The sequence below is a fragment of the Aquitalea palustris genome (genome assembly GCF_003693445.1).
In the GTDB taxonomy this organism is placed as follows: Bacteria; Pseudomonadota; Gammaproteobacteria; order Burkholderiales; family Chromobacteriaceae; genus Aquitalea; species Aquitalea palustris.
This window is the reverse complement of sequence record NZ_RFAR01000093.1, coordinates 1-12,999: the sequence shown is the minus strand read 5'-3', so window position 1 is coordinate 12,999 and position 12,999 is coordinate 1. Positions and strand designations below refer to the sequence as shown.

Genomic DNA, 12,999 nt, shown 5'->3' with positions numbered 1-12,999 from the left:
CCGATGGTGCCGACGTTTACGTGCGGTTTGGTCCGCTCAAACTTTTCTTTTGCCATTTTGCAAAAATCCTTAATTAAAGAACATTAGATCAGAGCTGACCGGAAACCGGTTCCGGTCAGCTTCAGCGCGCATTACTTCTTGGCAGCCATTACAGCTTCAGCAACATGCTTCGGTGCTTCAGAGTAGTGCTTGAACTCCATGGAGTAAGTAGCACGACCCTGGGTAGCGGAACGCAGGTCGGTGGAGTAACCGAACATCTCGGCCAGCGGTACTTCAGCCTTGATCTTCTTGCCACCCAGACCATCATCGTCCATGCCTTGCACGATGCCGCGACGACGGTTCAGGTCACCCATCACGTCGCCCATGTACTCTTCCGGCGTTTCAACTTCAACAGCCATCATCGGCTCGAGGATGCACGGGCCGGCACGGCGCATGGCTTCCTTGAAGGCGATGGAACCGGCCAGTTCGAAGGCGATCTGCGAGGAGTCAACGTCGTGGTAGGAACCGAAGGTCAGACGTACGGTCACGTCAACCACCGGGAAGCCAGCCAGAATACCGTTGTTCAGCGAGTTGCGGATACCCTTGTCAACCGACGGGATGAATTCACGCGGAATCACACCACCCTTGATCTCGTCGATGAACTTGTAGCCATTACCTTCGCCGGACGGCTCCAGGGTAATCGTACAATCACCGTACTGACCCTTACCACCGGACTGCTTGGCGTGCTTACCTTGCACGTCGGTCACAGTCTTGGTAATGGTTTCGCGGTAAGCAACCTGCGGAGCACCCACGTTGGCTTCAACGCCGAACTCACGCTTCATACGGTCAACCAAAATTTCCAGGTGCAGTTCACCCATACCGGAAATAATGGTTTGGCCGGATTCTTCGTCAGTACGCACGCGGAAAGACGGGTCTTCCTTGGCCAGGCGGTTCAGGGCTACGCCCATCTTTTCCTGGTCAGCCTTGGTCTTCGGCTCAACGGCAACGTGAATCACCGGATCCGGGAATTCCATGCGTTCCAGAATCAGCGGAGCGTCGATGGCACACAGGGTTTCACCGGTGGTCACTTCCTTCAGGCCGATAGCAGCAGCGATGTCACCAGCGCGTACTTCTTCGATTTCCTTACGGTCGTTGGCGTGCATCTGTACGATACGGCCGATACGTTCCTTCTTGCCCTTGACGGAGTTCAGTACGGTATCACCGGACTTCACCACACCAGAGTAAACGCGGAAGAAGGTCAGCTGACCTACGTACGGGTCATTCATCAGCTTGAAGGCCAGAGCGGAGAAGCTCTCGTCGTCGGAAGCCTGACGGGTAACCGGGGAGCCGTCTTCCAGTTCACCCGGAACCGGCGGAACATCCAGCGGGCTCGGCAGCAGTTCAATCACGGCATCCAGCATGCGCTGAACACCCTTGTTCTTGAACGCAGAACCGCACAGCATCGGCTGAATTTCGCAACGCAGGGTACGCTGACGCAGACCGTCAACGATTTCTTCCTCGGTCAGCGTTTCGCCGCCCAAGTACTTGTCCATCATTTCGTCGCTAACTTCAGCAGCGGCTTCAACCATCTTTTCGCGCCATTCTTCGGCTACGGAAACCAGGTCGGCCGGGATGTCGCCATACTCGAACTTCATGCCTTGCGAGGCTTCGTCCCAGATAATGGCTTTCATCTTCAGCAGGTCAACCACGCCGGTGAAACCGTCTTCAGCACCGATCGGCACAACGATAGGTACCGGGTTGCCACGCAGGCGAGTCTTCACCTGTTCAACCGCACGGAAGAAGTTGGCACCTTGACGGTCCATCTTGTTCACGAAAGCGATACGCGGAACCTTGTACTTGTTGGCCTGACGCCATACGGTTTCCGACTGGGGCTGAACACCGCCCACTGCGCAGTAAACCATCACGGCACCGTCCAGTACACGCATGGAACGCTCTACCTCAATGGTAAAGTCCACGTGACCCGGGGTGTCGATGATATTGAAGTGGTGAGCCGGGTACTGCAGGCCCATACCCTTCCAGTAGGTGGTAGTGGCAGCAGAGGTAATGGTAATACCACGTTCCTGCTCCTGCTCCATCCAGTCCATGGTGGCGGCGCCATCGTGAACTTCACCGATCTTGTGGTTAACACCGGTGTAAAACAGAATACGCTCGGTAGTGGTTGTCTTGCCGGCGTCAATGTGAGCGGAGATACCGATGTTACGGTAGCGCTCAATGGGGGTCTTTCTAGCCACGATCTACACCTTATTGTGTGGTTGAGCTTAGAAACGGAAGTGCGAGAAGGCCTTGTTGGCTTCTGCCATACGATGCACTTCGTCACGCTTCTTCATGGCACCGCCACGGCCTTCGGCCGCATCGATCAACTCACCAGCCAGGCGCAGGTCCATGGACTTTTCGCCACGCTTACGCGCAGCGTCACGCAGCCAGCGCATGGCCAGGGCCATACGACGGGACGGACGAACTTCAACAGGAACTTGATAGTTAGCACCACCTACACGGCGGCTTTTTACTTCTACGACCGGCTTGGCATTGGTCAGTGCGCTATTGAACACTTCCAGTGCGTTTTTGCCGGTCTTCTTTTCGATCTGGGCCAGTGCGCCGTAGATGATGCGTTCTGCAACAGCTTTTTTGCCGTCGATCATCACTACGTTCATGAACTTGGACAGATCTTGGGAACCGAACTTCGGATCCGGCAGAATCTCGCGCTTGGGGACTTCTCTGCGTCTTGGCATGTTACTTCCTTCAATATTCAGTTGAGCTTGGGCTCATGACCACCCATTAAAAGCAGTCACTTACTCGACGACCTCAGGCCGCCGCTAGTACATCCCAATTACTTAGGACGCTTTGCACCGTACTTGGAGCGGGACTGCTTACGGTCTTTAACACCGGCGGTATCCAGCGAACCGCGCACAGTGTGGTAACGCACACCCGGCAAGTCTTTTACACGACCGCCACGGATCAGCACTACGGAGTGTTCCTGCAGGTTGTGGCCTTCACCACCGATGTAGGAGATCACTTCGAAGCCGTTGGTCAGACGAACCTTGCACACTTTACGCAGAGCGGAGTTCGGCTTTTTCGGGGTGGTGGTGTAAACACGGGTGCACACGCCACGCTTCTGCGGGCAGGCTTCCAGCGCAGGCACCTTGCTGTTCACGGTCAGGACCGTACGGCCCTTGCGAACGAGTTGGTTAATGGTTGGCATTACTATCAGTTCCTAGTTGATTCATTCTGCAGACAACACGTCTCCAGAAGGACGGAGGATTATATTTTAGTCAATCACTTACCGTCAAATGAAAAACGCTACGCCCGCAACGTTAACCGTTGATGGCGCAGCGTTTTTTCAACACTCAGCTGGTTTTAGCAAAATCAGCTGTTGTTTTCCACTTCGTCTACTGGCTGTTCTTCCAGCAGTTGCGAATGCGTGGTGTCCAGACCCAGGCCTTGACGACGACGGGTACGGTGGTAAGCCAGACCGGTACCAGCCGGAATCAGACGGCCCACGATCACGTTTTCCTTCAGACCGCGCAGATCATCTTTCTTGCCCATGATGGCTGCTTCGGTCAGTACGCGGGTGGTTTCCTGGAAGGAAGCCGCCGAGATGAAGGAATCGGTGGACAAGGATGCCTTGGTAATACCCAGCAGTACGTTTTCGTACTGAGCCGGTTCCTTGCCTTCGGCCAGCATCTTGTCGTTCATTTCCAGTACATCGGCGCGTTCTACCTGCTCGCCCTGGATGAACTCGGTGTCGCCGCTGTCGGAGATGATGACACGACGCAGCATCTGGCGAATGATCACCTCGATGTGCTTGTCGTTAATCTTCACGCCCTGCAGACGGTACACTTCCTGCACTTCCTGCACGATGTAGCGGGCCAGCGCCTCGATACCCTGCAGACGCAGGATGTCATGCGGATCAACCGGACCGTCGACAATGGATTCACCACGGTTCACTACCTGACCATCGTGCACCAGTACGTGCTTGTCTTTCGGGATCAGGTTCTCGTAACCGCTACCCTCAAGATCGGTGATGATCAGACGCTGCTTGCCCTTGGTGTCCTTACCGAAGGATACGGTACCGGTCACCTCGGCCAGCATGCCGGCATCCTTCGGCGAACGGGCTTCGAACAGCTCGGCCACACGCGGCAGACCACCGGTAATATCGCGGGTCTTGGAGGATTCCTGCGGGATACGAGCCAGCACTTCACCCTTGCCCACATCCTGACCGTCACGCACGGTAATGATGGCGCCAACCTGGAAGGTAATGGATACCGAGGCATCGGAACCCGCCAGCTTCACTTCCAGGCCGTTTTCGTCCAGCAGCTTCACCAGCGGACGCAGCATCTTCGACTGCGAACCGGCACGACGCTTCGGATCGATCACCACCAGGGTGGACAGACCGGTCACTTCGTCGGTCTGCTTGGCAACGGTGTTGCCCTCTTCCACGTTTTCGAACTTCACGCGGCCAGCGTATTCGGTAATGATCGGACGGGTATGCGGGTCCCAGGTTGCCAGGACTGCACCAGCCTTGATCACCAGACCGTCGGTCACCATCAGCGTGGCACCGTACGGTACTTTATGACGTTCGCGCTCGCGGCCCATATCGTCATGGATCACCACCTCGCCGGAACGAGTGATCACGATCAGCTCACCCTTGGAGTTGGCGACATAACGCATCTGGCTGGAGAAGCGTACGGTACCGTTCGACTTGCCTTCTACCTGGCTGGCAGCGGCATTTCGCGATGCGGCACCACCAATGTGGAAGGTACGCATGGTCAGCTGGGTACCCGGCTCACCAATCGACTGGGCTGCAATCACACCAACAGCTTCACCGGCATTGACACGCTTGCCGCGTGCCAAGTCGCGACCGTAGCACTTGGCGCACAGACCATAGCGGGTATCGCAGGTAATGGCAGTGCGAACCTTGACTTCGTCGATACCCAGGCTGTCGATCACATCAACCATGTGCTCGTCCAGCAGGGTGCCGGCTTCCAGTACGGTTTCGCCAGTGGACGGATCCACCACGTCTACAGCGGTCACGCGACCCAGAATACGGTCACGCAGAGCTTCGATCACGTCGCCGCCTTGCAGAACCGCCTTCATCACGAAGCCGTTGTTGGTGCCGCAATCGTCCTCAATCACCACCAGATCCTGCGTCACGTCCACCAGACGACGTGTCAGGTAACCGGAGTTGGCCGTCTTCAAGGCCGTATCCGCCAGACCCTTACGGGCACCGTGGGTGGAGATGAAGTACTGCAGAACCGTCAGACCTTCACGGAAGTTGGCGGTAATCGGCGTTTCGATAATGGAACCGTCCGGCTTCGCCATCAAACCCCGCATACCAGCCAGCTGCTTGATCTGTGCTGCGGAACCCCGCGCACCAGAGTCGGCCATCATGTAAATGGAGTTGAAGGATTCCTGATCCACTTCCTTACCGTCGCGATCCAGCACCTTCTGCTTGGACAGCTCGTCCATCATGGCCTTGGCGATCTTGTCGCCGGTACGGCCCCAGATATCCACAACCTTGTTGTAGCGTTCGCCCTGGGTAACCAGACCTTGACGGTACTGCTCTTCGATCTCTTTGACTTCTTTCTGGGCTTCGCCCAGCAGCTCGACCTTCTTGCCCGGGATTTGCATGTCGTCCACGCAAATCGAGATACCGCCACGGGTGGAGTAGGCAAAACCGGTGTACATCAACTGGTCGGCAAAGATCACGGTATCGCGAATGCCGCAACGGCGGAACGATACGTTGATCAGCTTGGAGATTTCCTTCTTCTTCAGCGCCTTGTTGATGTGCTCGAACGGCAGGCCCTTCGGCAGGATGTCCGACAGGATGGCGCGGCCGACGGTAGTGTCGTAGCGCTTGATCACCGGCTGGAATTCGCCCTGCTCGTCCTTCTCCCATTCTTTCAGGCGGACGGTAATGCGGGTAGCCAGCTCGACCTGACGGGTTTCGTAGGCACGATGCACTTCCTTGGTGTCAGCAAACACCATGCCTTCGCCCTTGCCGTTTACCTTGTCGCGGGTCATGTAGTACAGACCCAGCACGATATCCTGCGACGGTACGATGATCGGGTCGCCGTTGGCCGGGGACAGCACGTTGTTGGTAGCCAGCATCAGGGTGCGGGCTTCCATCTGCGCTTCCAGCGACAGCGGCACGTGAACGGCCATCTGGTCACCGTCAAAGTCGGCGTTAAATGCCGCGCAGACCAGCGGATGCAGCTGGATGGCCTTGCCTTCGATCAGTACCGGCTCGAATGCCTGGATACCCAGACGGTGCAGAGTCGGCGCACGGTTCAAGAGAACCGGATGCTCGCGAATCACGTCTTCCAGGATGTCCCATACTTCCGGCACTTCCTGCTCGACCAGCTTCTTGGCAGCCTTGATGGTGGAAGCCAGGCCCATGACTTCCAGCTTGTGGAAGATGAAGGGCTTGAACAGTTCCAGCGCCATCTTTTTCGGCAGACCGCACTGATGCAGACGCAGGGTCGGGCCTACGGTAATCACGGAACGACCGGAGTAGTCCACGCGCTTACCCAGCAAGTTCTGACGGAAACGACCGCCCTTGCCCTTGATCATGTCGGCCAGCGACTTCAGCGGACGCTTGTTGGCGCCAGTCATGGCCTTGCCGCGACGACCGTTGTCCAGCAGCGAGTCAACCGATTCCTGCAGCATGCGCTTTTCGTTGCGCACGATGATATCCGGTGCACGCAGTTCCAGCAGGCGCTTCAGGCGGTTGTTACGGTTGATGACGCGGCGATACAGGTCGTTCAGGTCGGAGGTGGCGAAACGGCCACCGTCCAGCGGCACCAGCGGACGCAGTTCCGGCGGCAGCACCGGCAGCACTTCCAGAATCATCCATTCCGGCTTCATGCCGGAACGCTGGAAGGCTTCCAGCACCTTCAGGCGCTTGGCGATCTTCTTGATCTTGGTATCGGAATTGGTGGCTTCCAGCTCGCGACGCAGGGTCTCGATCTCGGTATCCAGATTCAGACGCTTGAGCAATTCGCGTACGGCTTCGGCACCCATCATGGCGACGAACTCTTCGCCGTACTGGTCTTCCTTGTCCAGGAAGTCTTCTTCGGTCAGCAGCTGACGATATTGCAGCGGGGTCATGCCCGGGTCGGTCACGACAAATGCTTCGAAGTACAGTACGCGTTCGATGTCGCGCAGGGTCATGTCCAGCACCATGCCCAAACGGGACGGCAGGCTCTTCAGGAACCAGATGTGAGCGGTCGGGCTGGCCAGTTCGATGTGACCCATGCGTTCGCGGCGAACCTTGGACAAGGTCACTTCCACGCCGCATTTTTCGCAGATCACGCCACGGTGCTTCAGACGCTTGTACTTGCCGCACAGGCATTCGTAGTCTTTTACCGGTCCGAAAATGCGGGCGCAGAACAGGCCGTCGCGTTCCGGTTTGAAGGTACGATAGTTGATGGTTTCCGGCTTTTTAACTTCACCATAAGACCAGGAACGGATCTTGTCGGGTGAGGCGATGCCGATTTTAATCGCATCAAACTCTTCTTCTTGCGTTACTTGCTTAAAGAGGTCGAGCAGAGCTTTCATTGCGTCTCCAGTCAGGGGACAGGAGGCGCGGCATGATGCCGCGCCTTCTCACCCAATCAATAACGTTCCAGGTCGATATCCAGGCCGAGCGAGCGGATTTCCTTCACCAACACGTTGAAGGATTCCGGCATGCCCGCGTCAATCTTGTGTTCGCCCTTGACGATGTTTTCGTAAACTTTGGTACGGCCGGTTACGTCGTCGGACTTCACCGTCAGCATTTCCTGCAGAGTGTAGGCGGCGCCATACGCTTCCAGCGCCCACACTTCCATCTCACCGAAACGCTGGCCACCGAACTGCGCCTTACCACCCAGCGGCTGCTGGGTAACCAGGGAGTACGGGCCGGTGGAACGGGCGTGCATCTTGTCATCAACCAGGTGATGCAGCTTCAGGTAGTGCATCACACCCACGGTAACCTTGCGGTCGAAGGCTTCGCCGGAGCGGCCATCGTACAGGGTCATCTGGGTCTTGGACTCGTTAAAGCCCATCTGCTCGGTCAGCTCGTCGCCGCTCGGGTAGGCCAGATCCAGCATGTGCTTGATCTCGGTTTCCTTGGCGCCATCGAATACCGGCGTGGCAAACGGCATGCCCTTGCGCAGGTTGTCGGCCAGATCGAGGATCTCGGCATCGGACAGGCCGGCCAGATCTTCGGTCTTGCCAGTATCGTTGTACAGCTGCTCCAGATAGCCGCGGATGTCTGCAACGTCCTTCTGTTGCTTGATCATGCGATCAATGCGCTCGCCAATACCCTTGGCAGCCCAGCCCAGATGCACTTCCAGAATCTGACCGATGTTCATACGCGACGGTACGCCCAGCGGGTTCAGCACAATGTCGACCGGACGGCCATCGCCCATGTAAGGCATGTCTTCGATCGGCAGGATGCGGGAAACCACACCCTTGTTACCGTGACGACCGGCCATCTTGTCACCGGCCTGCAGGCGACGCTTAACAGCCAGGTAAACCTTGACCATTTTCTGCACGCCCGGCGGCAGCTCATCGCCCTGGGTCAGTTTACGCTTCTTGTCTTCGAACTTGAGGTCGAATTCTTCGCGCTTCTGTACCAGGCTTTCCTTGATCAGCTCCAGCTGCTTGGCGATGTCTTCATCGGCCATGCGGATGTCGAACCAGTCGTGCTTGACCGGCAGGCTGTCCAGGTATTCGTTGTCGATGGCAGTACCCTTGGCCAGACGCTTCGGACCACCATTGGCAACCTTGCCCAGGATCAGACGTTCGATACGGCTGAAGGCATCGTTTTCGAAAATACGCAGCTGGTCGTTCAGGTCGAGGCGGTAGCGCTTCAGTTCGGCATCAATGATGGACTGGGCGCGTTTGTCACGCTCGATACCTTCGCGGGTGAATACCTGTACGTCGATCACGGTACCGACGGTGCCGGTCGGAACACGCAGCGAGGTATCCTTCACGTCGGAGGCTTTTTCACCAAAGATGGCGCGCAGCAGCTTTTCTTCCGGCGTCAGCTGGGTTTCACCCTTCGGTGTTACCTTGCCCACCAGGACGTCACCGGCTTCCACTTCGGCACCGATGTAAACGATACCGGCTTCATCCAGACGGCCTGCCATGCGCTCGGACAGGTTCGGAATATCACGGGTGATTTCTTCCGGTCCCAGCTTGGTGTCACGGGAGACAACCGACAGTTCTTCGATATGGATCGAGGTGTAGCGGTCTTCTGCCACCAGCTTCTCGGAGATCAGGATCGAGTCTTCGTAGTTGTAACCATTCCACGGCATGAAGGCGATGGTCATGTTCTGACCCAGAGCCAGTTCGCCCAGGTCAGTGGAAGCGCCATCGGCTACCACGTCGCCGCTGGCGATCTTGTCACCCACCTTCACCACCGGACGCTGGTTGATGTTGGTGTTCTGGTTGGAACGGGTGAACTTGGTGAGGTTGTAGATATCCACACCCACTTCACCAGCCACGGCTTCTTCATCGTTGACACGCACCACGACACGGCTGGCGTCAACGTAGTCCACCACGCCGCCACGACGGGCAACGACGGTGGTACCGGAGTCAACGGCTACCGAACGTTCGATACCGGTGCCGACAAACGGCTTTTCCGGACGCAGGCACGGTACGGCCTGACGCTGCATGTTGGCACCCATCAAGGCACGGTTGGCGTCATCATGTTCCAGGAAGGGAATCAGCGAAGCGGCAACCGACACCACCTGACCAGTGGCCACGTCCATGTACTGCACGCGGTCCGGCGTAGCCAGAATGGTTTCGCCTTTTTCGCGGCAGGTCACCAGTTCGTCGATCAGGGTACCGTCTTCGCCCAGCTCGGCGTTGGCCTGAGCAATGACGTAACGGCCTTCTTCAATCGCCGACAGGTAGTCGATCTCGTTGGTAACCTTGCTGTCCACCACCTTGCGGTACGGTGTTTCCAGGAAACCAAACTCGTTGGTACGTGCAAACACGGACAGCGAGTTGATCAGGCCGATGTTCGGACCTTCCGGGGTTTCGATCGGGCATACACGGCCATAGTGGGTCGGGTGTACGTCACGCACTTCGAAGCCGGCGCGCTCGCGGGTCAGACCACCCGGGCCAAGAGCCGATACACGGCGCTTGTGGGTGATTTCCGACAGCGGGTTGGTCTGGTCCATGAACTGCGACAGCTGCGAGGAACCAAAGAATTCCTTGATGGCAGCCGACACCGGCTTGGCATTGATCAGGTCGTGCGGCATCAGGTTATCGGACTCAGCCTGATTCAGGCGCTCCTTCACTGCACGCTCAACACGTACCAGACCGGCACGGAACTGGTTTTCCGCCAGTTCGCCAACCGAACGTACGCGACGGTTACCCAGATGGTCGATGTCATCGACTTCGCCACGGCCGTTACGCAGTTCGCACAGGATGGCAATGACGGAAACGATGTCTTCAGTCGACAGCGTGCCTTCCATCACGTCACGACGATGGGCGAATTTTTCACCGATCAGCGACTTGAACCACTCCGGGGTCTTTTCATCGAACTTGTACTGATAAGTACGCGAGCTGAACTTCATGCGGCCTACGCGCGACAGATCGTAGGTTTCTTCGCTGAAGAACAGACGCTGGAACAGGGCTTCCACCGCATCTTCGGTCGGCGGTTCGCCAGGACGCATCATGCGATAGATGGCCACACGCGCCTGCAGGCGGTCCAGGCTGTCGTCGGTACGCAGGGTCTGCGAGATATAACCGCCCTGATCCAGATCGTTGGTGAACAGCACTTCCACCTGTTCGATCTCGGCCAGTGCCAGCTTGGCCAGCAGCTCTTCGGTGATTTCTTCGTTGGCGCGTGCCAGCACTTCACCAGTATCCACATTGGTGACATTGTGCGACAGCACCTTGCCCAGCAGCACGTCAGCCGGCACTTCAATACGATCCAGCTGTGCAGTCTGGATGTCGCGAATGTGCTTGGCGGTAATGCGCTTGTCCTTGGCCACGATCAGCTTGCCATCGGCAGCCACGATATCGAACTTGGCCACTTCGCCCTTCAGACGCTCCGGCACCACGCGCATGAACACGCCGGTCTTGGTCAGATAGAAGGTGTCGAAGCTGTAGAACTCGGACAGGATTTGTTCGTTGCTGTAACCCAGTGCCTTCAGCAGGATGGTCACCGGCATCTTGCGGCGACGGTCGATACGGAAGTACAGCAGGTCTTTCGGGTCAAACTCGAAGTCCAGCCAGGAACCGCGGTAAGGAATCACGCGGGCGGAGAACAGCAGCTTGCCAGAGGAGTGGGTCTTGCCGCGGTCGTGCTCGAAGAACACGCCCGGGGAACGGTGCAGCTGGGAAACGATAACGCGTTCGGTACCGTTGATGATGAAAGAACCATTGGTGGTCATGAGCGGAATTTCGCCCATGTACACTTCATTCTCGCGCACTTCTTTTACCACCGGCTTGGACGACTCTTTGTCCAGGATGGTCAGACGAATACGGGCACGCAGCGGAGCGGCATAGGTAATGCCACGCAGCTGACATTCCTGCACGTCAAACGGCGGCTCGCCAAGGATGTAGTGAGCAAAATCAAGACGCGCATAGCCATTATGGCTGTTGATCGGGAAGATCGACTTGAACGCGGCTTGCAGACCAGCATCCTTGCGCTGATCTAGCGGTACACCCAGTTGCAGGAAATCGGCATAAGAATCAATCTGGGTCGCCAACAGGAATGGGACATCGAGAACACTGGCGCGTTTCGCAAAGCTCTTACGAATACGCTTCTTCTCAGTAAACGAATAACTCATAGAGTCTCCATCGAGGTGGTAGTGGCGCAAGAAACCAAAAGTCAGCAGCCACGCCGGGTAATTGCTGGCTTTTACTATCTTTGTTTCGGCCAATTACAAGCGCAATAAGGCTGGCGGATTTCTCCGCCAGCCTCACCTTCTTTTTTCAAAGAAGATTATTTGATTTCAGCCTTGGCACCGGCTTCGGTCAGTTGCTTCAGAACTTCTTCAGCTTCAGCCTTGGAAACGGCTTCTTTCACGGTCTTCGGAGCGCCGTCAACCATGTCCTTGGCTTCTTTCAGGCCCAGACCGGTGATAGCACGAACAACCTTGATCACGTTTACCTTGTTGTCGCCAGCGGCATTCAGAACAACGTCAAACTCGGTCTTTTCTTCAACAGCAGCGGCACCAGCAGCCGGGCCAGCAACGGCAACGGCAGCAGCGGAAACGCCGAACTTCTCTTCGAACGCCTTAACCAGGTCGTTCAGTTCCATTACGGTCAGACCAGCAACGGCTTCGAGGATGTCTTCTTTGGTGATTGCCATGTAAAAATCTCCTGAATTCTATAAGAATCAAATAAGTTAAGCGGCTTCGGCTTGCTTCTCTGCCAGTGCTGCCAGTGCGCGGGCGAAGCCTGCGACCGGAGCCTGCATAACGTAGAGAAGCTTGGACAGCAGTTCTTCGCGGCTCGGGATGGAAGCCAGCTCAGCAACCTGAGCAGCATTCAGCACGTCGCCATTGTAAGAACCTGCCTTGACGATGATCTTGTCGTCAGCCTTGGCAAATTGATGCAGCACCTTGGCAGCAGCAACCGGATCGGCAGAGATACCGTAAACGAGCGGGCCAACCATTTGTTCGGCCAGCGCTTCGAATTGGGTACCAGCTACCGCACGGCGTACCAGCGTGTTCTTCAGAACGCGCAGGTAAACGCCTTGCTCACGCGCCTGAGCGCGCAGCTTGGTCATGCTGCTTACCTCGATGCCCCGATATTCGGCGATGACGAGGGTCTGAGCAGCGGCCAGCTCGGCAGCTACAGCAGCGACGACTGCCTTTTTATCTTCGATATTGAGACTCAAGGTCTACCTCCTAGACTGAAATGAAGCAGAAAAATTTCTGCTCCGCTTTGCAGCGGCGACCTGTATCAGGAGACAACATAGAGAAGGGAAACTGGTGCTCATGGGCGGAATTGAACCGCCGACCTCTCCCTTACCAAGGGAGTGCTCTACCCCTG

At 56.8% G+C, this 12,999-nt stretch carries 7 protein-coding genes; all 7 read right to left on the bottom strand.

Features of this window, described 5'->3' with window-relative positions; genetic code table 11:
- Nucleotides 1-131: 131 nt before the first annotated feature.
- On the bottom strand, nt 132-2,231 hold the full coding sequence (gene fusA, locus EAY64_RS17925; RefSeq protein WP_103526095.1) for an elongation factor G: 2,100 nt from the start codon (nt 2,229-2,231) through the stop codon (nt 132-134).
- A 27-nt stretch (nt 2,232-2,258) separates the two neighbouring features.
- Nucleotides 2,259-2,729, bottom strand: a complete 471-nt coding sequence (rpsG, locus tag EAY64_RS17920; protein WP_103526094.1) for a 30S ribosomal protein S7 — start codon at nt 2,727-2,729, stop codon at nt 2,259-2,261.
- Nucleotides 2,730-2,827: 98 nt separating this feature from the next.
- Nucleotides 2,828-3,199: a 30S ribosomal protein S12 gene (gene rpsL, locus EAY64_RS17915; protein WP_059285905.1), complete on the bottom strand. Its 372-nt coding sequence runs from the start codon at nt 3,197-3,199 to the stop codon at nt 2,828-2,830.
- A 164-nt stretch (nt 3,200-3,363) separates the two neighbouring features.
- Nucleotides 3,364-7,557: a DNA-directed RNA polymerase subunit beta' gene (gene rpoC, locus EAY64_RS17910; protein ID WP_103526093.1), complete on the bottom strand. Its 4,194-nt coding sequence runs from the start codon at nt 7,555-7,557 to the stop codon at nt 3,364-3,366.
- A 56-nt stretch (nt 7,558-7,613) separates the two neighbouring features.
- Nucleotides 7,614-11,789: a DNA-directed RNA polymerase subunit beta gene (rpoB, locus tag EAY64_RS17905; RefSeq protein WP_103526092.1), complete on the bottom strand. Its 4,176-nt coding sequence runs from the start codon at nt 11,787-11,789 to the stop codon at nt 7,614-7,616.
- Between the two features lie 155 nt (nt 11,790-11,944).
- A complete protein-coding gene (rplL, locus tag EAY64_RS17900; RefSeq protein WP_059285903.1) occupies nt 11,945-12,313 on the bottom strand; it encodes a 50S ribosomal protein L7/L12 in 369 nt (122 codons plus the stop codon).
- Nucleotides 12,314-12,349: 36 nt separating this feature from the next.
- The gene (rplJ, locus tag EAY64_RS17895; RefSeq protein WP_059285902.1) at nt 12,350-12,844 is read right to left on the bottom strand and encodes a 50S ribosomal protein L10; all 495 of its coding nucleotides are present in this window, start codon (nt 12,842-12,844) and stop codon (nt 12,350-12,352) included.
- Nucleotides 12,845-12,999: the final 155 nt, after the last annotated feature.